The organism is Streptomyces hygroscopicus subsp. hygroscopicus (assembly GCF_001553455.1).
GTDB lineage: Bacteria > Actinomycetota > Actinomycetes > Streptomycetales > Streptomycetaceae > Streptomyces > Streptomyces hygroscopicus.
The window spans coordinates 1-23104 of the sequence record NZ_BBOX01000133.1 but is presented as its reverse complement, the minus strand read 5'-3'; the positions used below and the strand labels follow the sequence as shown (position 1 = coordinate 23104).

Genomic DNA, 23104 nt, shown 5'->3' with positions numbered 1-23104 from the left:
GGCAGTGGGACGCGGCGGAGCCTTCGAGTGATGTGCGCAAGGCCCGGTGACGTGGAGGGCCCGCTGGCGTACAGGGCCCGGTGGCGCGAAAGGCCCGGTGGCGTACAGGGCCCGCTGGCACGCAAGGCCCGGTGGCGCGCAGAGCCCCGGTGGCGTACAGGACCCGCTGACGCGCAGAGCCCGCTGGCGCGCAGAGCCCGGTGACGCGCAAGACCCAGTGGCGCACAAGGTCCGCTGACGCGCAAGACCCGCTAGACACGCAAGGTCCGCTGGCGCACAAGGCCCGCTGGCGCACAAGGCGGCGGCGTACAAGGCCCGCTGACGCGCAGAGCCCGCTGGCACGCAGAGCCCGCTGGCGCACAAGGCCCGGCAGCGTACAGGGCCCGCTGGCACGCAAGGCCCAGTGGCGCGCAGAGCCCCGGTGGCCTACAGAGCCCGCTGGCGCGCAGAGCCCGCTGACGCGCAAGACCCAGTGGCGCACAAGGTCCGCTGGTGCGCAAGACCCAGTGACTCGCAAGGCCCACTGACGCGCAAGACCCGCTGGCGCGATAACGGAGGCGACTTAAATCAGTCGCTTGACTTAACCAAACCCATGGGGTTGCCTGATCATGTCGATGACGGCCCCGGAGCGAAGGAGAGCGGCGTGCAGCGAGGAACCGGCGAACGGCCGCTGAGCCGCGCGGCCTTCCGGTGAGGTGGTGACCGTGGCGGGCAGGACCGTACGGGACGAACGGGCCCTGGCCACGCGGGAGGCGATCCTGGCCACGGCGGAGCGGCTGTTCGCCGAGCGCGGGGTGTACGTGGTCTCCAACCGCCAGGTCAGCGAGGCCGCCGGCCAGGGCAACAACGCCGCGGTCGGCTACCACTTCGGTACCAAGGCCGACCTGGTGCGGGCCATCGTGCGCAAACACGCCCAGCAGGTCGAGCGGGGGCGCGAGCGGCTGCTGCGGGAGATCGGCGACTCCACCGACGTACGGGACTGGGTGGCCTGCCTGGTCCGCCCGGTCCTCGAGCACCTGGCGGAACTGGACGGCCCGACCTGGTACGCGCGGTTCTGCGCCCAGGTGCTGACCGATCCCGCGCTCCACGAGATCGTGGCGGAGGAGTCCCTGGCCTCTCCGGCGCTGCGGCACACTCTTGACGGATTCAACCGGTGCCTTCCCGAACTGCCGCTGGAGGTGCGCGTCGAACGTGGTGACATGGCGCGCAACCTCATCGTGCACATGTGCGCCGAGCGCGAGCGCGCACTGGCCGAGAACACCGCCACGCCCCGGTCCAGCTGGCACGACGCCGCCACCGGCCTGATCGACGGGATCGTCGGGCTGTGGCTGGCGCCCGTCACCCGCTGACCGCGGCCCATCACACCAGCGGTCCGTGCGGGCCGTCGGTGGACAACGGGGGTTCCACCACCCGCCTCAGACGAATTGAGGGAGCGATGACCAGCACTGTGAACGCGGTGGACGAGCGCGCCGCCGGGGCCCCGGAGTTTCCGATGGCCCGGGCGGCGGGCTGCCCGTTCGACCCGCCGCCGGCGCTGCGGGACAGGCAGCAGGAGGGCCCGCTGTCGAGGGTCCGCCTGTGGGACGGCAGCACTCCGTGGCTGGTGACCCGGTACGCCGATCAGCGGGCCCTGCTGGCCGACCCGAGGGTCAGCGCGGACATCACCCGGCCCGGCTATCCCCTCCAGTCCCCGCTCCCGCCCGGCGGTTCGGGGGTCAGTTTCATCCTGAAGGACGACCCCGAGCACGCCCGGCTCCGGCGCATGGTGACGGCGCCGTTCGCCATCAAGCGGGTCGAGGCGATGCGGCCCGGCGTCCAGAAGATCGTGGACGACCTGATCGACGACCTGCTGGCCGGCCCGAAGCCGGTGGACCTGGTGGACGCGTTCGCCCTGCCGGTGCCCTCGCTGGTGATCTGTCAGCTGCTCGGAGTGCCCTATGCCGACCACGACTTCTTCCAGACCAACAGCAAGGTCATCATCAACCTCGACGTCACGCCCGAGCAGCGGTCGGCCGCCCACGGGAACCTGATCGGTTATCTGAACGATCTGATGGGCGAGAAGATCGCGGACCCCGTCGACGACCTGCTCTCCGGACTGGCCACCCGGGTCACGGCCGGTGAGCTGTCCCGTGAGGAGGCGGCGCAGATGGGCGTGCTGCTGCTGATCGCGGGCCATGAGACCACCGCGAACATGATCGCGCTCGGCACCCTCGCCCTGTTCGAGCACCCCGATCAGCTCGCCCTGCTCCGCGACACCGACGACCCCGCGCTGGTCTCCTCGGCGGTGGAGGAGCTGCTGCGCTACCTGCACATCACCCACAACGGGCGGCGCCGGGTAGCGACGGAGGACATCGAGATCGCCGGGGAGGTCATCCGGGCGGGCGAGGGGCTGATCCTGGCCAATGACATCGCCAACCGGGACCCCGAGGTGTTCGCCGAACCCGACCGGCTGGACATCCGGCGCGACGCCCGCCGCCATGTGGCCTTCGGCTTCGGGGTGCACCAGTGCCTGGGTCAGCCACTCGCCAGGATGGAGCTCCAGGTCGTGTACGGCACCCTCTACCGCCGCATCCCCACCCTGCGGCCGGCCACCGAGCTGGAGCGGATCCCGTTCAAGCACGACGGATCCGTCTACGGCGTCTACGAACTGCCCGTGACCTGGTGAGGAAGAAGGAGAAGCCGATGAAGGTGACCGTCGACCAGGACAAGTGCGTCGCTTCCGGCCAGTGTGTGGTCGCCGCGCCCGAGGTGTTCGACCAGCGCGACGAGGACGGCATCGCCGTACTGCTCGACGCCGAGCCCCCGGCGGAGCGGGCCGACGGCGTCCGGCACGCCGCGGCGGTCTGCCCCGCCCTGGCCATCGGCATCCAGGACTGACGGCCACGCGGGCGGCGCGGCCGGTGGCGTCGGAGCCCCGGGGCCCATGTGACCGCCTCGCGCCGCCCGGTCGGCGGTGGCCGGGACGGACCACACATCCACGGTGAACGCGGCACGGACGGCCGCGGGGAGAGGAACACGCGTGAGCAGCACCGGGCTCGAGGGCCGCGGCGTCATCGTCACCGGAGCGGGATCGGGAATCGGCCGGGCCACGGCCCTGGCGCTCGCCGGGGAGGGGGCGCGGGTGCTGGTCGCGGACCTCGACCGGGACGGCGCCGAACAGGTGGTCACCGCCATAGCCGCCCAAGGGGGCTCGGCCCGCGCGGTCGTCGGCGACCTCGGCGATCAGCGGGTGGTGGACCAGGTCGTGGCCACGGCGGTGGAGGAGTTCGGCGGTCTGGACGTCCTGGTCAACAACGCCGGCGTCATGGACCGCTTCTCGGCGGTCGCGGACACCGACGACAGCGAATGGGACCGTGTGCTGCGGATCAATCTGACGGCCCCCTTCATGCTCACCCGGGCCGCGCTGCCGAACATGCTGGCCGCGGGCCGCGGCGCGATCGTCTTCACCGCGTCCGAGGCGGCGCTGCGCGGCAGTGCGGCCGGCGCCGCCTACACCGCCTCCAAACACGGTGTGGTGGGCCTGGTGAAGTCCCTCGCCGTGATGTACCGGGACCAGGGCATCCGCGCCAATGCCATCGCCCCGGGCGGCACCGCGACCAGCATCCGGGTCGACGCCCGGCCCGGGGCCCACGGTCCGTCCGTCATAGGGGCCCACGCCGCGAACGTCGGCAGGGTCGCCACCGCCGAGGAACAGGCCGCCGCCATCGTCTTCCTCGCCTCCGAGGCCGCCAGCAACGTCAACGGCGTCATCCTGCCCGTGGACAACGGCTGGTCCGCCGTCTGAGGCGATGGCGAGTCGATCACACTGGCCTGTTTTCGGTGGTTGCTCACGTGGAACGCGTCTTACTAGAGTGGTCGTTGAGATTTAAAGGAAAAATTGTGACGGCTTTCCCACGGCAGCGCGCTCCTGGAAGGAAGGCACTGTGCACAACGAACCGCTCCACTCTCCCGACGCTCTCGACTACCTGGTGATCGGTGGCGGTCCCGCCGGCCTCCAGCTCGGCCAGCTGTTAGGGGCGGCGGGACATCGCTACCGGATCCTGGAAGCCGGAGACGGACCGGGCACCTTCTTCCGGACGTTCCCCCGCCACCGCCAGTTGATCTCCATCAACAAGGTGCACACCGGCACCGACGACGCCGAGCTCAATCTCCGGATGGACTGGAACTCCCTGCTGTCCCCGGACCCGGATCTGCTGTTCACCCGCTACAGCAAGCGCTACTTCCCGCAGGCCGACGACTTCGTGCGCTATCTGGCCGACTTCGCCGAGGCGTTCGGCCTCGACATCGCCTACGACACCCGCGCGGTGCGGATCCGCCGTGACGACGACGGTTTCGCCGTCACCGACCAGCACGGGCGGGACCACCACGGCCGCCGGCTGGTGATGGCCACCGGGGTGAGCCTTCCCCACGTTCCCGATGTGCCCGGCATCGAGACCGCCGAGAACTACATCGATGTGTCGGTGGACCCCGAGGACTTCACCGACCAGCGCGTGCTGATCCTCGGCAAGGGCAACTCCGCGCTGGAGACGGCCGACAACCTCATCGAGACGGCCGCCGTCATCCATGTGGCCGGACCGCACACCCTGCGGCTGGCGTGGAACACCCACTACGTGGGCCATCTGCGCGCCGTCAACAACAACTTCCTCGACACCTACCAGCTCAAGTCGCAGAACGCCCTGCTGGACGGCGATGTGCTGGCGATCGACAAGGAGCCGGGCGAGGGCGGCCGGTACCGGGTGCGCTTCAGCTTCTCCCGGGCGGACGACATCGTGAAGGAGCTGGTCTACGACCGGATCATCGTGTGCACCGGCTTCCGGTTCGACGCCTCGCCGTTCGACCCCGAGTGCCGCCCGGAGCTGGTCATCGACGACCGCTTCGCCGCCCTCACCCCCGCTTATGAGTCGGTCAACGTCCCCGGGCTGTACTTCGCCGGCACCCTCACCCAGCAGCGCGACTTCAAGAAGTCCACCAACGGCTTCATCCACGGCTTCCGTTACGCCGTCCGCGCGCTGAGCCGCATCCTGGACGAACGCCACCACGGCCGGCCCTGGCCGTACGAGCCGCTCGCCACCGATCCGTCCGCGCTCGCCGACGCGGTGGTGGCGCGGGTCAACCGGAGTTCCGCGCTGTGGCAGCAGTTCGGTGTGATCGGCGATCTGCTGGTCACTGCGGCCGACGGCCAGAGCCGCTACCACGAAGAGGTGCCGGTCGCCTACGCCCACGACAGCGCCCTGACGGCGGGGGCCGACTACTTCACCGTCACCCTGGAGTACGGCCCCGACCACGACAAGGTCGATCCCTTCGACATCACGGTGCGCCGGACGGCCCAGAACTCCGTGGCGGACGCCTTCGACGCCTCCTATCTGCATCCGGTGATCCGCCACTTCCGGGGCGGGGCGCTCCTCGGCACCCATCACATGGCCGAGAACCTGGAGAACCAGTGGGACCACCCCGAGGTCCACCACGCCCCGCTGGCCGGGTTCTTCGCCCGTCAGCAGGCTCCCCGGCCCGCCGCCGCGGGGCGGTGACACCGCCCCATGCTGATGACCGTCCAGGACTTCGAAGACGCCGCCCGGACCAGACTCGATCCCGTGCACGCCGACTTCATCGCCGGCGGGGCGGCGGACGAGATCACCGTACGGGCCAATGAGGAGGCGTTCCGGCGGCTGCGGCTGCTGCCCAGGGTGCTGCGCGGCAGCACCGTACGGACGCCGGAGATCACCCTGCTCGGCAGCCGTGCGCGGACCCCGGTCCTGCTCTCGCCGACCGCCTTCCACAAACTCGTCTGCTCCGAGGGGGAGCTGGCCACCGCCCGCGCCGCCGCGGCCGCCGGAGCGATCATGATCGTGAGCATGGCGTCCACCGTGGCGGTGGAGGCCATCGCCCGGGCCGCCCGCGACGCCGGTGCGGACGGCGATCCGGCGCCCCTGTGGTTCCAGCTCTACCTCCAGCCCGACCTGGAGTTCACCGAGGCCCTGGTGCGGCGGGCCACCGACGCCGGATGCGCCGCCCTGGTGGTCACCGTGGACTCCCCGGTGCGCGGCGCACACGAGCGCGACCTGCGCAACGGTTTCCTGGATCTGCCGGACGGACTGCGCTGTGAGCACATGGCCGACCCGCGCCAGGACGGCCGGGTGCGCCCGATCGCCATGTCGCCGGAGATCTCCTGGGAGCACCTCGACTGGCTGCGCGGCATCACCTCGCTGCCGATCCTGCTCAAGGGCGTCCTGCACCCGGAAGACGCCCGGCTCGCGGTGCACCACGGTGCCGACGGGCTGGTGCTGTCCAACCACGGGGGCCGCCAGCTGGACACCGTGCCCGCCACGATCGAGCTGTTGCCCGAGATGTACGCGGCGGTCGGCGGGCGGGTGCCGATCGTGCTGGACGGCGGTGTGCGACGGGGCACCGACGTGGTCAAGGCGCTGGCGCTCGGGGCGTCCGCCGTGGGCATCGGCCGCCCGGTGATGTGGGCCCTGGCCGAGGGCGGGGAGAAGGGCGTGCGGCGTCTGCTGGAGCTGCTGCGCGAGGAGTTCGACCAGGCCCTGGCGCTGTGCGGGGCCCGCGGTGTCACGGACCTCAGCCCGGATCTGGTGCGCGCCCCGGCCTGGGGGCCGGCGCCCCCCTTCCCCGGTGCGGAGGCCGTCCGGCCTGGTGGGGCCGTCTCATGAGGGGCGTCGGACGGCCGCTCGCCGGTGCGGCCGCCGTGGGGCTGACGGCCGGCCTGCCCTACTGGCTGCCCCGGCTGGTGATCGCGTTGCGGGTGCGCCTCTTCGCCTGGGTCAACGGCGAGGAGGGCATCGCGGTGCCCGGCCGCGAGGTGCCCGCCGAGGAGTTCAAGCGGATCTACGGGCATCCGGCCGCGAACGGCCGCAGCCGCGGCGCCGCCCTGTCGGATCTGTTCTGGTACTGGCTCGCCCCCGGTCCCGAAGTCCACCAGGAGCATCTGGAACCCGGCCCGCGGTACGACGAGGTCTCCCGGACGACCCGGCGGATTCTCGCCGGGCTCTCCCGGGAGCGGTGGAGCGAGCTGGTCGGCCGCTGCACCCGGCGGGTGCTCGATGAACTCGACGAGGCCACCGGCGGAACCGGTGCCCGGGAACACCGGGTGCGACTGCGCGATCTGATGATGCCGGTATGGGCCGAGGTCTACTACGAGGTGGTCTTCCGCGAACCGTGCCCGCGCCCGGTCCGGGACCTGATCGTCGGCAACGCGGATGACGTGGTCAGCGCCCTGAAGTGCACCGGCCTGCGCCATATGGACCGGCGGAACCGGCTCACCGCGTACCTGCGGAAGCGGCTGGCCACCGCTCCCCCGCCGGTACCGCTGCCGTCACTGCTCACCGAGCGGGAGCGGGCGTACTACCTCCAGGGCACGTTCTTCAACACCGCCGTGGTGCAGTCGTCGGAGGCGATGGCCCATCTGCTGCTGGCCCTGGCCACCCACCAGCCGGTCCAGGAGCGTCTGCTGTCCGGTGAGGAGGACGCCGACTACCTGGACCACGTCATCAACGAGACGCTCCAGCACTTCCCGCTCTTCGGGGTGGCCCACCGCGTCACGACCGCGGACATCCCCCGGTCCGGCAGACCCCCGATACCGGCGGGCTCGGTCCTGCTGTTCAACTACCCCGAGTACCAGCGGTCGGGGGCCGCCGGCCATGAGCGCTTCGACCCGGACCGCTGGCTGTCCGCGGACACCAGGCCGTCCTCCTTCATTCCGTTCGGCGTGACCGCCAACCGGCCCTGCCCGGCCCGTGGCTTCGCCGTGCTGACCATGCGGGTCGCGACCGAGGAGGTGCTGCGGCGCTTCCGGCTGGCGTCCTCGGCCGAGCACACCCGGTCGCTGCCCAGCCGCGGTCCCTGTCTGCTGATCCCGCACGCCACCCGGCGGACCCGGCCGGCATGGGGACGGGCCAGGCGGGCGGCGAGGCTCGCGGGGATGCGGCTGGGCGACCGGTGGGGGGCGATCCCCCGCAGCCTCACCCAGCTGGTGCTCGGTGGGTACATGGTGTGGGACGCCCGGCGCCAGGGCCTGTGCCGCAACCACTTCGCCAGCGCGGCCGGCGGCTCGGCCGCACCGGCCGTCGGCGGCGGCCGGTGAGGAGGGCGCGACGATGACTCCCACAGAGCTTGCCCCCGCGTTCTTCATCGCCGCCGTGGTGATCCTGCTGGTCTGCCGTCTGGTGGTGCTGGTGGCGGGCCGGTTCGGCCAGCCGCCGGTGGTCGGGGAGATGATCGCCGGTGTGGTGCTCGGCCCCTCCCTGTTCGGGCTGGTGGCACCGGACGCGTCGGACGCGGTCTTCCCGCCGGAGCTCATCCCGATGCTGTACGTGGCCGGGCAGATCGGCCTGGTGGCCCTGATGTTCCACGCGGGCTACGCGTTCCGGGCCCACGCCGGCCGGGGGCTGGCCGGCACCGCGGTGGCGGTCTCCTCCGCCGGTGTGGTGGTCCCGCTGCTGCTGGGCGTGGGGCTGACCTTCGCGGCCCACGGCCGTGTCGACATCTTCGTCCCCGGGGTCTCGGTCTGGGTGACCGCGGCGTTCGTCGGGGTCGCCCTCGCCATCACCGCGTTCCCGATGCTCGCGCGCATCATCACCGAGCGGGGGCTGTCCGGGACCCGGCACGGCTCGCTGTCCCTCGCCTCGGGAGCGACCGATGACGCCGCCGCCTGGCTCCTCCTCGCCGGGGTGCTGAGCGTGGCCTCGGAGAAGACCGGGCCGGTCGTCAAGGCGCTGGGCGGTTCGCTGCTCTTCGTGGCCGTCCTGTTCCTGCTGGGGCGACGGCTCCTGGCATGGATCGTGACCCGGCCGGGCCTGAGCGACGAGACCCGGCTGCTGTTCACGGTCGCGGTGCTGTTCTGCGGCGCCTGGTTCACCGACACCATCCAGCTGTACGCCGTCTTCGGGGCGTTCTGCGTCGGGCTGGCCATGCCCCGCCACGAGACGTCGGAGCGGTTGGTGAGGACCGTCCAGGGGGTGACCCAGGTGGTCTTCGTGCCGATGTTCTTCACCTACTCCGGTCTCAACACCCGCTTCGACGTGTTCACGGACCCGGCCGTGATGGTGTTCGGCGCGGCCTGCGTCGTGCTCGCGGCACTGGGCAAGTTCGGCGGGTGCTGGGCAGCCGCCAGGCTGTGCGGGGAACCGGGGCCGGTGGCGGTCAGGGTCGGCGCCCTGATGAACGCCCGCGGGCTGATGCAGCTCATCGCGCTCAACATCGGGCTGTCGGCCGGGATAGTCGGCGACGAGCTGTTCGCGGCGCTGGTCCTGGTGGCCCTGGTGACCACGGTGATGACGGCCCCGGTGCTCAGCTGGCTGGACCGCCGGGACGCCGGGTCCCGGACGGCCGGGGAACCGGCCGGCAGCGCGGAGACGGTGCCGGCCGGGAGCTGAAACGCGGTCCTCGGCACCGGAGACGTCCTGGCACGCCAGGGGCGCGCCAGGACGTCACGGTGGGTCAGACCGGGTGGATGGCCAGCTTGAACTCGGCGAAGACCAGCCGGGCCGAGGCGCGGGCGTTGTGGGAGACCATCAGCCCCAGGGGAGTCCCCGGATGCACGAAGATCTCGTGATGCTTGGTGAAGCACTGCATCCCCGGGCTCGGGGGCCGGTGATCGGTGGCTGTGCTGTCCGCGCCCGTCGACAGCCCCAGCGGGTCCCGTACGAACCGGTCCCGCAGCTCGGTGTAGCCCCCGGCCTCCCACTGGATCATGGCCGTCAGCGCTCCCCAGCCGTCCGCCGAGGGCCAGATCAGTCCCGCGCGGTCGTCGGTGCGCCAGTCGCCGACCGTGTGGCCGTCGGGCTGGGCCACCTGGTGCATACCGTGTGCGTCGTAGGACTCGGCGGCACCGAAGGGGAACCGCACCAGGTGGTACCCACCCGGGGGGATCAGCTGCGGCGTCCTGAGGAGCAACGAGCACACCCGCACGGTCACGAGGTCTCCCGCGGCCCGGGCACCCGCGACAGCAGCGCCCGCTTGTCCGGTTTGCCGCTCGCCGCCACGGGCACGTCGGCCAGGACGGTCAGGGTGGCGGGGACACTCGCTTCCCCCAACTCCGCCGCGACCAGCGCCCGCACCGCGTCAAGGTCGGGGTCACGGCCCCCGGCCGGGACGACGAAGGCGTGCACGGCCTCACCGGTGTGCTCGTCGGGGGCGCCCACCACATACGCCTGGTCGATATCGGGATGCGCCGCCAGCGCGCGTTCGATGGCCCCGGCGTAGTGCACGACGGCGTTGACGATGACGACGTCCCGGGCGCGCCCGGTGAGCCGCAGAAAGCCGTGGCCGTCCAGATGTCCGACGTCGCGCGTGCGCACCCAGCCCGCGCGCAGCACCTCCCGGGTCCGCTCCTCGTCCTTCCAGTAGCCCGCCATCGCGGAGGCGGTGCGGGCCCATATCTCGCCGGTGGTCCCGGCGGGCACCGGCCGCTCCTGGGGGTCGCGGACGCTGATCTCCACCCCGGACCACGCCCGGCCCACCGAGTCGTACACCTGGTCCGGCCACTGGGCCAGGTCGTCCGGGGTGAGCAGGGTGAGCATGCCGGTCTCCGTCTGCCCGTACCCCTGGTGGACCACCGGGCCCAGCCGCCGGGCCGCCTCCGCGAGCCGGTGCGGGGCCAGCGGCGACCCGGCCACGAGCAGCACCTCCAGGCTTCCGGTGTCGACGCGTTCGGTGCGTAGGACGTCCAGTACATGGTGCAGCCGGGCGACGGTCATCAGACACGCGGTGATCCGGTGGCGCTCGAAGACCTGGGGAAAGACGAGGGGCGGTTCGGGGATGACCGCGGTGCCACCGCGCAGCAGGCAGACCCCCAGGTGCTCGAAGACCACCGCGCTGCTCAGGGTGCCGAAGAGCAGGAACCGCCGATAGCCCGCCGCGAGCCGCCTGGTGCGTTCGGTCCAGCGCGCGGGCTGCCACGCCCAGTTGAGGGTGAACGAACGGTACGTCTGGGCACAGCCCTTGGGACGTCCGGTGCTGCCGCTGGTGAGCGTCACCAGGGCGATGTCATCGGGACGGCCCCGGGCGGTCAGCTCCCCCACGGGCTTCGGGTGGGCGTCCAGGAGATCCGGGCCCAGCCGTAACACGGTCACGCCACCGGCGGCGGCCGTCAGTTCGGGGGTGGCGTCGGCCTCGTCGGCCACCAGGGCGTCGATTCCGCCGGAGAGGACGTACGCCAGCTGAGCCGGTGGCATCCCGGGCCGCAGCCCCGTCACCCGGCAGCCCACCGCGTAGGCCGCCATCAGTACCGCGAAACCCTCCGGTGTCACACCGGTGGCCACCGCAACCGCCTTCCCGGGCCCGAGCCCCGCCGCCCGCAGCTCGTCCGCACACCGGCCGATCAGCTCCAGCACCTCCCCCCGGGTGACGGCGCGCGACCGGTATTCGAAGGCGGGCAGCTCCGGCCGTGCGCGGAAGGCGTCGATGAGGGCCTGCGGGAAGGGCGCCGGGTGGGGGGCGCCATCGAGGCGGACGGATCTGTGACCGGAGGCTCCGGCGAACGTGTCCATGTGCGTCTCCGTTCGGGGATGGTGCCGACTGGGACGTGGCGGATCACCGGACACGATACGGCGGCACGGCCCGCCCGCGGCCGGACTTCCGGATCACGAACACCACACGACCCGCCCGCGGCATGGACTTCCGGGTCACAGGCTTCCGGCTCACGGACGCCACGCGACCCGCCCGCGGCACGAGCTTCCGGCACACCGACGGCCACGCGGCCCGCCCGCAGCACCTACTCCCGGGTCAAGAACCACACGCGGCCCGCCCACGGCACGAGCTTCCGGCGCACCGACGCACGGTCACGGGCCGCGCCAGACGTTGTCGAACGCCGCTTTCTCGATGGCTCGCCGCTGCCGTACGGCTTCCAGCTCCATCACCGCGTCATTGACGGCGGCGAGCACGGTCACCGCCGCCTCACCGGCCACGCCCGCGACGTCCCCCGTGGGCTCCTCACGGATCCCGATGGCCGCCGCGAGGGACGCGAGGACGGGCTCGTCCGAGGCCCAGCGGTCCATCGCCTGCCGTCGGGCGGGTGAGTCGACCGGGACGGCCTGACCGGAGCGCAGCGGCAGCCAGCCGTGGCGTCGCCGGGTGATCTGGCCTCCGGCCTCCAGGGCGTCCAGATAGGCCGAGGACAGACCGCGGCCTCTGCGCCACAGCCACTCGCCGGCCCTCTCGTACGGCGGCTGCCGGACCAGCGCCGAAGCGGCCTCGTCCAGCAGACGGTCCCCCGTGGCCACGGAGAGGCGCGGCACGACGCGGTCGTCCTCGAGCACGAGGGCCTCGGCGCCGAGGAGGTCGATCAGCTCGGCTCCCGCGAGCGCGAGCGAGAGGTCGCCCCGCTCCAGGGGGCGGATGGGTGCCACGTCCATGGTGATGATCAACAGATCCCGCGGTGTGGTCATGAAACGCTCCGCTCGCCGTCCATCAGCCACGATACGTCCCGAGTGGCCGGCTGTCCGCCGGTGCGTGCGGCGAAGCGGCCGCGCTGGCCCACACCTGGGGGATGACCGGTTCCTGAGCGGCCGGTGACGGGGCGGACACGGCGCCGTTCCCCGCGATTCCGGGGGCGGAGGCGGCCGGGATCGTCGGCGAGGGGGCCACCGGCTGGTCAGTGGGCGACGAGGTGCTGGGCTGGACCGACACCGGTGCCTACGCTCCGTACGCCCTGGTTACCCATGCGGCCCTGGGGTCCACGTTCATCAGGTCGAGCGCGCTGTGCTGCCGCGCCGCGTCGGTGCTGTCCAGCGGTCCTGACCAGCGCAGGCCGTACCCCCGCGATCCGGCGGGAGTGGCGGTGTCACCGAGGCGGCTCCCCCGAGGACCAGGCCCGGCCGCCGTCGCACGAGCGGTCCGAGGGCCAGGTCCGGCCGCCGTCGCACGAGCGGTCCAGCCACACTTCGTCGCCGGGGCTGCCGTTGTCGGTGGAGGCCCAGCCCATGGCGTCGGCGTCGGCGCAGCGCAGGGCGATGGGGCGGGAGAAGAGGGTGGCCGTGACGGGGTCCGGGTCTGCGGGGGCGAGCGCCGGATCCCGCCCGTCGCAGGAGGTGTCGCACACGGTGGCCGACGGCGCCGCCTCGGCGGTGACCGGGAGGGAACAGCGGGGCAGGCAGGGCGAACGCTCCGGCGGCGAGGGCGGCCAGGCGGGTGCGCGGCGGCCCGTCGCGTCTCATGCCGTGCCTCCTCCGGGCCTAGTTGAAGGATTCCAGGGTGATGGACGCCTGCTGCGGATTGCCGTCGTGCACGAGCGACTCGTGCTGGCCCACGTCGTCGAAGGCGAACGCGTACGCCTTGCCGTCGGCCATCTGGGCGTGGATCGCGCGGGCGTAGTGGTTGGTGACGGCGTCGCGGTAGAACCCGGTGTCACCGGTGTCGGGCTGGTTGGGGTTGGTGAGCAGGGTCGAGCGGTTGTAGCCCGCGCACAGGGTCCGCGAAATCGGGCCGCGCACCTGGTCGTTGGGGGCGTCCAGGCGCTTGTAGCAGCCGAAGACGGAGTCGGAGTCCGGCTTCTGGAAGCTGGTGACCACGGCGCCGGAGCCGTTGGTGAAGTTCATGACGTCCCCGGAGACCCGGCCGTAGTACTTGGTGCCCGGCCGGTCGGCGAAGGGCGTGACGGTGAGGGTGGAGCTGGAGTACTTCTGCCACACCCGGTTGATGTAGTCGTCCATGGCGTTGGCGGACAGGGCGCCCGCCTCGATGCCGTGCGAGGGCGCCAGGGCCCGCAGGACGGTGCCGTCGGAGCGGGTCTGGATGAGCTTCGCCCAGCCGCCCGACTGGGCGCGCAGCGCGTTCAGGACGCCGTTGTAGCCGCCGGGCTTGAGGTGGCCGGCGCTCTTCACGGTGCCGTCGGCGCCCTGCACCCCCACCGCGTACGGCGCGGAGAACATGTCGACCTGGGTGCTGTTGATGTACAGACCGGAGTCGTCGAGGGTGAACTCGCTCCAGTTGAACAGGATGTTCCGGTTGGGGTCCGAGGGGTTCTGCACGGCGGGCTGCACCAGACCGCCGGTGGTGAGCCTGAAGTCGAGCTTCTGGCCGTAGGAGAAGTAGACCCGGCCGGAGATCTTCGGGATGCGGATCGTCCGGGACTGGCCGTTGGCCGGTCCGGCGATCGACGCGTCGGGGGCCGGGGTGGGCGGGTTGCCGCCCGCGGGCCAGGCGTGGAAGGTCCCGGAGGAATCGACCCAGCCCTGCTGCCCGGTCGAGAGCAGGGTGCCGAGCGTGTAGATGTAGATCTGGTCGCCGCGCCCGGAGTTGTTGGTGAACTTCAGGGGGATGGTGCTCGGCACCGCCGGCCGGGCGGATGCCTCGGGGGCGAGGGCGGTCATGCCCAGGGCCAGCAGAAGGGCTGATACCCAGCAGGGCACGGTCCGGAATCGGGTGGGGACGCGTCTGGACATACGTCACCTCTCGCGCGGCCGCACGGCCGCGTCAGCGGGGGGAATGGGGGGTGATCGTGGAGCCGGAAGTGCGGAGCCATCATGACAGTGAACATGTCACTGGTCTAGACATGACGTGCGGATTCCATCGCACCCGACCGCTCACCGGCCCGGGGCGCGTGGCAGCCCGCCCGGCCGGGATCACCCCGCGCCTCCCCGGCCCGGTGGCCCGCCTCATCAGCGGCCCACGGACCCGTCCGGTCTCCGCTGCGGCAAGCGACCGGCGGACCGGCGCCCGGAGGAGCGGTGGGGCGGTTCCGCGGCTCGGCCGCACTGCGCCGACTGGGACGTACCGGCGTAAAATCGGCATCGTCCACACTAGGAGCGGAGGCATCACATGACCGAGCCGGCCCCCTCCCACGCCGAACGCAAACGGGAAACCGGCCACCCGGACGTGCCGTGGACGACACCCTCGCAGGCCGAGGGCGAGCGCGACGACGAGATGGACACCGGACACCCCGACGTACAGAGGACGACTCCCTCACAGGCCGAAGGGGAACGGGACTAGGCGCCCGTCCCCTCCCGGCACCCGGGCCCGCCGGCCGGTGGCCTTCCACCGGCCGGCGGGCCCGACCTCGTCGCTGGTCTGGCGCCGGTCACCGGCTGGGTACCGGTGACCGGCGCCAGCCGTCGTCTGGACGGTGCCGTGCGGCTCGGCGCTGCCTTGCCGGGCGGCGGTGCCGGGCCGCCAGACGGCGCCTTGCCGCCCGGCGGTGATGTGCCGCCCGGCGGTCCGGCCGGGCGGCGGCGCCTTGCCGCTCGGCGGTCCGGCCGGGCCCCGCGCCACCCCCGCCGGTCCCACCGGGCGGTCCGTCCTGACCGGTCCGAGCCGGTCCGTCGAAGCCGATCCGTCGAGGCCGATCGCTCCAGACCGGTCCACTGGCCCGTCGGCCCGTCGGCCCGTCGGCCCGCCGAGGCCGGTCCACCGGTCCGTCCGTCCTTCCAGGCCGGCGAGGGTCTCCCGGGCGGAGCGGTTCCCCGAGGTGGTTATCCTGATCCCGGGGAGGCGAGATGGCACGCGCGACACACACCACCGAGGCGAGCGGCACCAGCCGACCGGGGCCGCGCCACCACGGCAACCGGCACGGACGCAGCGAGGAGGCCCGGCTGGCGGTGCTGCACGCGGCCGACGGCCTGCTCGTCGAGAAGGGCTTCGCGGGCGTCACCATGGAGGGCATCGCCACCCGGGCAGGGGTCGCCAAGCAGACCATCTACCGCTGGTGGAGCACCAAGACCGACGTCCTCATGGACGCCTTCCTCCAGGACGTGGCCGAGGACCTCACCGCACGCGACTCCGGCGACATCGCCCGGGACCTGCGCGTCTACCTGCGCGAACTCGCCTGGTTCCTCAGCGCGTCCGATCCCGGCGCCGTCTTCAGGGCACTGATCGCCCAGGCACAGCACGACCCGGTGTTCGCCCAGGAGTTCCGGTCCCGCTACCTCGACGAGCAGCGACGCCGCGACCGCCGCCTGCTGGAACGCGCCGTGGAGCGCGGGGAGTTGCCGCCCGACCTGGACCTGACGGCCGAGACCGACCAGCTCATGGGCCCCGTCTACTACCGTGTGCTGGTGACCGACGGACCGGTCGGCAAGGAGTTCACCGACCGGCTTGTCGACGCCTTCCTCGCCCGCCACGGGCTGACGGCGAAGAGCTGAGCCCCTGAAGCCACCGTCCGGATGCGGCCTCTTCCCGAAGACGGGTCGCCCGGTCCGGACCCGGCCTCTCCCCGGCCACGAGTCGCCCCTCCAGGACACGCCCCCTCCGGGACACGGGTCGCCCCTCCAGGACACAAACCCCTCCCAGACACGAGTCGCCCCAGCAGGACGCGCCCCCTCCCGAACACGGATCGCCCCTCCACGACACGCCCCCTCCCGAACACGGATCGCCCCTCCACGACACGCCCCCGAGACGCAGGTCGCCCCTCCAGGGCGCGGTCACCGTCCGGACGGTGCCGTGGCCACCGATGCCGGGAGACCGTCCAGGAACAGCGCCCCCGCGAGCAGTGCCGCGCTTCCGCGAGGCGCGATCCCCAGCTTGCGCAGTTCCTCGTCCAGCGCGGCCAGGGCGGCGGCTCCCTCGGGTGTCGCGGTGCCGCCCGCCTCGAGCACGGCATGCGCCCCTTCCTTCACCCGTCTGAGGCCGGGCGGCCCCGCCCGGTACAGCGGCCCGGTGTCCTGGAGGGTGCTCATCACGGTGAGCAGCGCGTCCAGGCGCGCCTGGGTCTCGGTCGCCCCCGCCGCCCGCGCCCGGGACAGGGCGTCCAGGGCACGGCGCACATGGGGGAAGGCGGCCCGCGCCTCTCCGCGCACCCCCGGCGCCCCATAGGTGGCGGAGACATGCGAACCGGGCGTAGGTCGGCGCGGGGCGCCACGGTCGGGGTGGTCCGCGATCCGCTTGGCGGTGGCGGTCACCTCACCGGGCCCCGCACCGGGACGCAGTGCGGCGGCCGCCACCAGCAGTCCCACCACCCACAGCGCACCGTGGTGGAGGGGGCCGGTGGCCGCGTCGCCACCGGCCCGGGTCATCGTCCACTCCGCACAGCGGCCGATGGCGCCCAGGTCCTCACGCAGCTCGCGGGTCGGTTCCCCGGGGCGGCGGGCGGCGGCGGCCATGGCCGCGAACCCGGGCGCCAGCGCCTTGGCCGACCAGCGCAGCGCGAGCAGATCCGCACCGGTGTCCCGCGCCTGCAGGTCCCGGGTGTCGGCGAGGCCCGGTTTGGGTGTCAGCTCCGCCTGGGCGATCAGGGCGAGGACGGCGGCCCGCGCCAGCGCCTCGTCCGTGGAACGCGTCATGGGCATGACCCGGAAGCTAGCCGACCAACCTTGCGGACGCCTGGGGAGTTCCTGTGGTTCCGCTGTGCGCGGCACCCTGGCCGTGCCCCGCGTCCGCCTGGGCCGGGCGCGCGGGGCCGGGCCGTCCCGGGCCCCCCGAGCCGGCGGACGGGTCCGCCCCCGCCGACCCACCGTCCGCTGGCCGGTGACAGCGAAAGCCGGGGTTGCTTCAATGGCGGAGCGGTTCCCGATCGGATCCCCTCGACCGCTGGAGCGCCCCCGTGCCGCTGTCGCGTCGTTCCCTCCTCTCCACGCTCCCGGCCGCCACCCTGTCGGCCACGGCCCTGCCGCTGCGCGCACGCGCGGCGGGACCTCCGGCCACCGCCGGAGGGACGGCGGCCGCGGGAGCGGTCCGGACGGCTCACACCCGGCTGATCGAGAACACCGTCGCCCTCTTCGCCGGGACGCAGGACTCCAACGCCCGCCCCGAGGTCCGGGCCAAGCTCGCGTCCATCGCCGCGACCGCCCGCTCCCGGCTCACCGCGATGGACCGCGCCGGACCGGGCGAGCTCTTCCGGGGCATCGCGCTGGGCACCAGCGACCCCAACCTGGCCACCTCGTTCCAGTACCTCTACGAGATCGCCCTCGCCACCCGCACCCCGGCCGGTGGCGCACCCTCCGGACTCGAGGGCGACACCGGTGTCCAGCGGCGCGTGATCGACGGTCTGACATGGCTCCACGAGCACTACTACGGCGACCAGTCCACGGGCTACTACGGCAACTGGTTCACCTGGGAGATCGGCATCTCCACCCACGTCAGCAGGATCCTGGCGCTGCTGGCCGGCGAACTCGCCGCGTACCGGCCCGGTCTCGCCGCCACCTACGTGGCCTCGATGGACGCGTACCTGCGCAACGGCCGGGACGGTGACGTCGACCTCGACTCCCGCTTCCACACCGGGGCCAACCTCGCCGACATCACCACCAACCGCATCCTCCAGGGCGCCGTCCTCGGCGACGACGCCCGGATCACCAAGGCCCTCGCCGACCAGCTGACCGTCCTGGCGACGATCGACCCGTACGACCTCCGGCACGGTGTGACCGACGGTTTCTACGCCGACGGCTCCTTCATCCAGCACGCCTCCGTGGCCTACACCGGCTCCTACGGCAAGGGACTGCTCACCCGCCTGGTGCAGACCATCGAAATGCTCGACGGCACCGGCCACACGCGCGACGACCGGATGGTCCGCGTCGCCCAGGGGTGGGTCAGGGACGGCTTCGCACCACTGATCTTCGAAGGCTGGCTGATGGAGATCGTCAAGGGGCGCGGGGTGTCCCGGACGGCGACGGGGTACGCCGATGCGGCCGAGGTGGTGGAGGCCGTGGTGGGGCTCTCCGCCCACGCCACCGGTGCCGACGCCACGGCCCTGAAGGGCTATGTCGCGCATCTGCGGCGGACCTCGACGGCCACGCTCGACCCGTCGGGGTTCGTGTCCCCGGTGAGCATCGCCCGCTACGCCGACATCCTCGCCGACCCCTCGGTCCCGGCGGGGGACCTCGGGCCCGCCGAGCGCCACGTGGCGTTCAACGCGATGGACAGGACCGTCCACCGGCGCCCCGGGTACGCCTTCGCCCTGGCCCGTAGCTCATCGCGGATCAGCAGGTACGAGTACATGAACGGCGAGAACCTGATGCCGTGGTTCCAGGGGGACGGCGCCCACCATCTGTACCTCTCCGGCCAGGACCAGGCCCAGGCGTTCGGCGTCGACCACCTCACCGTCGTGCCGCCCCACCGGCTCGCCGGTGTCACCGCGCCCGAGGAGACCCGCCGTACCGTCCCCCAGCTCTACGGCACGCTCTGGTACGACAACCCCGAGCGCGGCTTCACCTCCTCCTCCGAGGCACAGAACACCTACGTCTACTTCCCCCGCGGCACCCACCCCTTCTCCGGCGGTGCCGCCCTGGGCGCGTATGGCGTGGCGGGGCTCGTGCAGTCCGATGACGTGGCGTACGCCGCGAAACGGGCGGGCGACCTCCCCGAGGACTTCGTGGCGTACCGCAACGCCGAGGCCACCAAGTCGTGGTTCCTGTTCGACGACGAGATCGTGGTGCTGGCCGCGGGGGTCGGCGACCGTGCCGGACGCGCGGTGACGACCACCGTCGACACCCGGATCGCCGCCCCCTCGGACACCCTCGCCCTCACCGGCCGGCTCCGCGACGGCGCGCCCTGGTCCGGCACCGGCACGGCCCCGCTCGCCTGGCTGCGTTACGCCAACGCCACCCGGGCCGCCTCGGTCGGGTACGTCTTCCTCGACGGGCCGCGGCCCACCGTCACACTCGACACCGTCACCCGCAGCCGCCGCGCCGTCCGCCTCGCCAACCCCGACTCCCCGGTCACCAAACAGCTCTTCGCCGTCACCGTGGAGCGGGCGGCCGGAGCGCCGCGCACCTCGATGGCGTACGCCCTCGTCCCGAACGCCACCGAACGGCGGCTGCGCGGCTACGCCCACCGGCAGCCGCTCACCGTCCTGACCAACACCACCCGGGCGCAGGCCGTGGCCCACCGGGGCCTGCGGATCACCGCGCTCAACGCCTTCACCCCCGGCGTCCACCGCGCCGGGCCGCTGTCGGTGCGCGGCCCCGGCTCGGTGATCCTGCGGGAGACCCGGGACGGAGCCGTGGCGATCGCGGTGTCCGATCCGACCACCGAGCGCGACACGGTCCCGGTCGTCATCCGGGGCCGCGCGATGCGGGCCGTCACGGCGGACGACGGGGTGCGGGTGACCCGGGTCCCCGGCGGCACCCGGATCGCCGTCACCACCCGCCGCGCCTACGGCCGGAGCTTCACGGCGACGCTGCGCTGACCCGCGAGGACCGCAGGTGCTCGGCGCCCGAGCGCACCGCCCAGGCGAACACGGCGAGCGCGACGACGCCCACCGCCACGGTGTCGTACGGCGCCGGGAGGCGAGCGGAACCGCCGAAGGTGCCGAGCCACGACAACACGGTCAGCGCGATCAGGTGGCAGACCAGCCAGGCGCCGCGCCGCAGTTCGTCCCCCAGCGGAGCGTCTCCGTCCGCCCGCCGCTGCACCACGAAGAGCACCGCGCCCACCAGGACGAACGGCAGCGCGAGCCGCAGATCGTGCCAGCCCGACCAGTAGACGAACTCACTGGCCACCACGAAGCTCACCGGTGCGATCCAGCGCACCCCCGGCACCTGGCCCTCGGCGCGGGCCACTCCCCGCTCCCGGTCGTGCGCCCGGAACGCCGCGACGGCGACCGCCGAGGCCGCGTAGGTCAGCAGATACATGTCCCCCATCACGCTCACGATGTCCTGCCAGCCGCCGAACGGCAGCATGAAGACGACGATGACCGCGAGGTTGAGCAGCAGCGCCCGGCGCGCCACGCCGGACCGCGGGGCGATCCGCATGAAGAAGCGGGGCAGCAGGCCGTTCTTGGCGAGGGCGTAGGTGTGGCGGGCGTCGATGGCCACGCCCACATAGGCCGATCCGCCCGGTGAGATCACCGCGTCGGCGTAGAGCAGCGTGGCCAGCCAGTGCAGATTCAGCACCAGGGCGAGCTGCCCGAAGGGCGACTCGAAGTCGACCCCCTTCCAGCCGTGGCCCAGCAGCGACTCCGGCACCGTGAAGAGGAACGCCAGCTGCAGCCCGAGGTAGACCAGCACCGCGAGGCCGATCCCGGTGAGCACCGCGGCCGGTACGGTACGGCGCGGATTGCGGGCCTCACCGGAGAAGTCGAGCGGGGCCTGGAACCCGTTGACGGAGTACACGATGCCGCCACCGGCGAGCGCGGTCAGACAGGCCGCGTAGCCGTACGGTGCGAAACCGCCGTGATCGGTGAGACGTCCGGAGTGGGTGCCGGACAGGAACAACGCGACGATGGTGACGACGGGTACGACGACCTTGAACACCGAGATCAGGTTGTTCAGCCGGGCGAATATCCGCACGGCGAACCAGTTGCACGCCGTCAGCACGGCACTCAGCGCGACGGCCACGGCGAGCCCCGAGGCGGTGAGGGTGCCGCCGCTGTAGAGCCCCGGCAGGTAGTGCGCCGCGTACTGCATGATCGCGCTGATCTCCGCCGCGGTACCGCCCACCGAGAGCAGCACGGACCACCCGACCATCGTGCCGACGAGCCGGCCGCTGGCGTACAGCGGCCAGCGCACCGTGCCGCCGCCCTCCGGGCGGGTGGCGCCCAGCTCCACCATGACCAGGGCGATCAGGGCGCACAGCACACCCGCCCCGACCCAGGACAGCAGGGCGGCGGGTCCGGCGGCCTGGGCCGCGTACATGGCCGCGAACAGCCACCCGGAACCCAGGATGTTGGAGAACCCGATCGCGGTCAGGGCCCAGAATCCGAGATCCTTGTGGAGCCGTCGCTCCTCGGCGAGCACCGCCGGGGCGGCGATGGGCTCCGGAGGGTGGTTCTGCGGCACGGTGGCACGCCTCCTCGGTGATGCACGGACATACGAAAGGCCCAGCGTGCCATGCGGGCCGACGGGCGCCGCCGCCCCGCCCCGGGCGGCGGCCATGAGCCGCGCGGGGCGGGGGACGTGGGGCCGGGGACGACGAGTTGGGGGCTATGAGGTGGGGTCATGAGGTGGCGGGGATGAGCCGGGGGCCACGAGCCGGGGGGCACAAGCCGGGGGCGTGAGGTAGTGGCCATGAGTCGGGGCCACGAGCCGGGATCGTGCGGTGGCGGCCATGAACCAGGGACCACGAGCCGGGGTCGTGCAGTGGCGGGCATGAGCCGGGGGCCACAAGCCGGGGGCGTGAGGTGGCGGCCATGAACCGGGGGCCACGAGCCGGGGTCGTGCAGTGGCGGGCATCAACCGGGGGCCACAAGCCGAGGTCATCAGGTGGCGGGCATGAGTGGGGTGGGCGTGAGCCGGGGGCCATGAGCCGGGCGACCGCACCGGGTGCACTCCGAACGGCGTAGCAGCGACGGCGGGACGGGGGAGGCGTACCGAGACTGGGTGAGACGCCGGGTGGCCGCCCGTGCGTTCCCGTACCGGAGCGGAGGAGACCCCATGCACCACCGCAAGGATCTCGGCCTGCTCGCGCTGCGACTCGGCGTGGGCGGGGTGTTGTTCGCGCACGGTACGCAGAAGCTCTTCGGCTGGTTCGGCGGCGACGGCCTGGACCGTACCGCCGGGGCCATGGAGGCGATGGGCTTCCGTCCGGGGCGGATCAGCGCCTCGGCGGCCGGGCTGGGCGAGGCGGGCGGTGGGCTGCTGCTCGCCCTGGGCTTCGCCACCCCGGCGGCCGGGGCGGCGGCGGCCGGCACGATGGCCGGTGCGGTGTCCGTGCACGCCCCGGCCGGGTTCTTCGCCCAGGCCGGAGGCTATGAGTACCCGGCCCTGGTGGGATGCTCGGCGGCGGCACTGGCGATCTCCGGGCCCGGCCGCTACTCCCTCGACCACCTCAGCCGCCACGTGCTGGACCGGCCGTGGGTGATCGCGACGGCGTTCACCACCAGCGCGCTGGCGGCGGCCGTGGTGATCAAACGCCGGATCGCGGTGACCTCGGAGCAGGAGCCCTCTGAATAGGGAACCGCCGAACACGGCGCACACCCGTGCGCCCTGTTCGGCCGTCCCCGCCCGCAGGAGCCGTGCCCCTCGCGCGTTGCGCGTCATCTGCCGGACAGGTGGTGCGAGACGTGCGAGGGTCACGGCCGTGGTCCATGGCGAACGCCGGGACGCGCGGCCGGTCGCGGCGGCGCGAGTTGCGGCGCCTGGAACGGCGCCTCGCCGAGGGCTCGCCGGGAACGGCGCGACGCCTCGCCGAGGGCCCGTCATCGGCGTCCCCCCGGCCACCCTGGACGGCGGGCGCGCCCCCCTGCACCCCCGGGATGGTCCCGCGCACGGGGCAGGTCCTCGGT

The 23104-nt window shown here is 72.8% G+C and carries 19 protein-coding genes; 12 read left to right on the top strand and 7 right to left on the bottom strand.

Going from position 1 to position 23104, the window contains the following annotated elements:
• The first annotated feature begins 704 nt into the window (after window positions 1–704).
• The 8 genes from AXW62_RS15650 (at window position 705) to AXW62_RS15615 (ending at window position 9389) form a co-directional block, all read left to right on the top strand.
• Window positions 705–1349, top strand: a complete 645-nt coding sequence (locus tag AXW62_RS15650) for a TetR/AcrR family transcriptional regulator (protein WP_079115642.1) — start codon at window positions 705–707, stop codon at window positions 1347–1349.
• Between the two features lie 86 nt (window positions 1350–1435).
• Complete coding sequence (locus tag AXW62_RS15645) at window positions 1436–2665, top strand: cytochrome P450 (RefSeq protein ID WP_060945091.1); 1230 nt, start codon at window positions 1436–1438, stop codon at window positions 2663–2665.
• Between the two features lie 17 nt (window positions 2666–2682).
• Window positions 2683–2877 (top strand): ferredoxin, encoded by a 195-nt coding sequence (locus AXW62_RS15640; protein ID WP_030824624.1) that lies wholly within the window; start codon window positions 2683–2685, stop codon window positions 2875–2877.
• A 142-nt stretch (window positions 2878–3019) separates the two neighbouring features.
• On the top strand, window positions 3020–3784 hold the full coding sequence (locus AXW62_RS15635) for an SDR family NAD(P)-dependent oxidoreductase (RefSeq protein WP_060945090.1): 765 nt from the start codon (window positions 3020–3022) through the stop codon (window positions 3782–3784).
• A gap of 139 nt (window positions 3785–3923) precedes the next feature.
• On the top strand, window positions 3924–5528 hold the full coding sequence (locus AXW62_RS15630) for an NAD(P)-binding domain-containing protein (protein ID WP_060945089.1): 1605 nt from the start codon (window positions 3924–3926) through the stop codon (window positions 5526–5528).
• 9 nt (window positions 5529–5537) lie between these two features.
• Window positions 5538–6668, top strand: a complete 1131-nt coding sequence (locus AXW62_RS15625; protein WP_060945088.1) for an alpha-hydroxy acid oxidase — start codon at window positions 5538–5540, stop codon at window positions 6666–6668.
• Window positions 6665–8098, top strand: a complete 1434-nt coding sequence (locus AXW62_RS15620; RefSeq protein WP_060945087.1) for a cytochrome P450 — start codon at window positions 6665–6667, stop codon at window positions 8096–8098. Before AXW62_RS15625 ends, AXW62_RS15620 begins: the two co-directional genes overlap by 4 nt.
• A gap of 13 nt (window positions 8099–8111) precedes the next feature.
• Entirely contained in the window at window positions 8112–9389 is a 1278-nt protein-coding gene (locus tag AXW62_RS15615; protein WP_060945086.1) for a cation:proton antiporter, read from the top strand.
• Between the two features lie 64 nt (window positions 9390–9453).
• Here AXW62_RS15615 and AXW62_RS15610 read toward each other — a convergent pair whose 3' ends face one another.
• The 5 genes from AXW62_RS15610 to AXW62_RS15590 form a co-directional block, all read right to left on the bottom strand.
• On the bottom strand, window positions 9454–9930 hold the full coding sequence (locus AXW62_RS15610) for a hypothetical protein (RefSeq protein WP_060945085.1): 477 nt from the start codon (window positions 9928–9930) through the stop codon (window positions 9454–9456).
• Window positions 9927–11504 (bottom strand): class I adenylate-forming enzyme family protein, encoded by a 1578-nt coding sequence (locus tag AXW62_RS15605; protein ID WP_079115638.1) that lies wholly within the window; start codon window positions 11502–11504, stop codon window positions 9927–9929. The genes AXW62_RS15610 and AXW62_RS15605 overlap by 4 nt, the downstream gene beginning before the upstream one ends.
• A 291-nt stretch (window positions 11505–11795) precedes the next feature.
• Window positions 11796–12401, bottom strand: coding sequence for a GOLPH3/VPS74 family protein (locus AXW62_RS15600; RefSeq protein WP_060945084.1), 606 nt, complete (start codon window positions 12399–12401; stop codon window positions 11796–11798).
• Between the two features lie 395 nt (window positions 12402–12796).
• The gene (locus tag AXW62_RS47130; RefSeq protein WP_060945083.1) at window positions 12797–13054 is read right to left on the bottom strand and encodes a hypothetical protein; all 258 of its coding nucleotides are present in this window, start codon (window positions 13052–13054) and stop codon (window positions 12797–12799) included.
• A 133-nt stretch (window positions 13055–13187) separates the two neighbouring features.
• Complete coding sequence (locus AXW62_RS15590) at window positions 13188–14396, bottom strand: glycoside hydrolase family 64 protein (RefSeq protein ID WP_060945082.1); 1209 nt, start codon at window positions 14394–14396, stop codon at window positions 13188–13190.
• A gap of 376 nt (window positions 14397–14772) precedes the next feature.
• Between AXW62_RS15590 and AXW62_RS43950 the strand changes: the two genes are divergently transcribed.
• Both AXW62_RS43950 and AXW62_RS15580 read left to right on the top strand, forming a co-directional pair.
• Window positions 14773–14943 (top strand): hypothetical protein, encoded by a 171-nt coding sequence (locus AXW62_RS43950; RefSeq protein ID WP_153880910.1) that lies wholly within the window; start codon window positions 14773–14775, stop codon window positions 14941–14943.
• 503 nt (window positions 14944–15446) lie between these two features.
• Window positions 15447–16091, top strand: coding sequence for a TetR/AcrR family transcriptional regulator (locus AXW62_RS15580; protein ID WP_060945080.1), 645 nt, complete (start codon window positions 15447–15449; stop codon window positions 16089–16091).
• A gap of 279 nt (window positions 16092–16370) precedes the next feature.
• Here AXW62_RS15580 and AXW62_RS15575 read toward each other — a convergent pair whose 3' ends face one another.
• Window positions 16371–17228 carry a triphosphoribosyl-dephospho-CoA synthase gene (locus AXW62_RS15575; RefSeq protein ID WP_060945079.1) on the bottom strand — a complete coding sequence of 286 codons (858 nt, stop codon included), beginning with the start codon at window positions 17226–17228 and terminating at the stop codon, window positions 16371–16373.
• A gap of 260 nt (window positions 17229–17488) precedes the next feature.
• On the opposite strand from AXW62_RS15575, the gene AXW62_RS15570 reads away from it, so the two are divergent.
• Entirely contained in the window at window positions 17489–20068 is a 2580-nt protein-coding gene (locus tag AXW62_RS15570; protein WP_060945078.1) for a polysaccharide lyase family 8 super-sandwich domain-containing protein, read from the top strand.
• Here the strand turns inward: AXW62_RS15570 and AXW62_RS15565 are convergent.
• A complete protein-coding gene (locus AXW62_RS15565) occupies window positions 20049–21659 on the bottom strand; it encodes an APC family permease (RefSeq protein WP_060945077.1) in 1611 nt (536 codons plus the stop codon). The two genes, AXW62_RS15570 and AXW62_RS15565, sit on opposite strands and share 20 nt — an antisense overlap.
• Before the next feature lie 594 nt (window positions 21660–22253).
• Here AXW62_RS15565 and AXW62_RS15560 point away from each other — a divergent pair.
• Window positions 22254–22772, top strand: coding sequence for a DoxX family protein (locus AXW62_RS15560; protein WP_060945076.1), 519 nt, complete (start codon window positions 22254–22256; stop codon window positions 22770–22772).
• Window positions 22773–23104 lie beyond the last annotated feature (332 nt).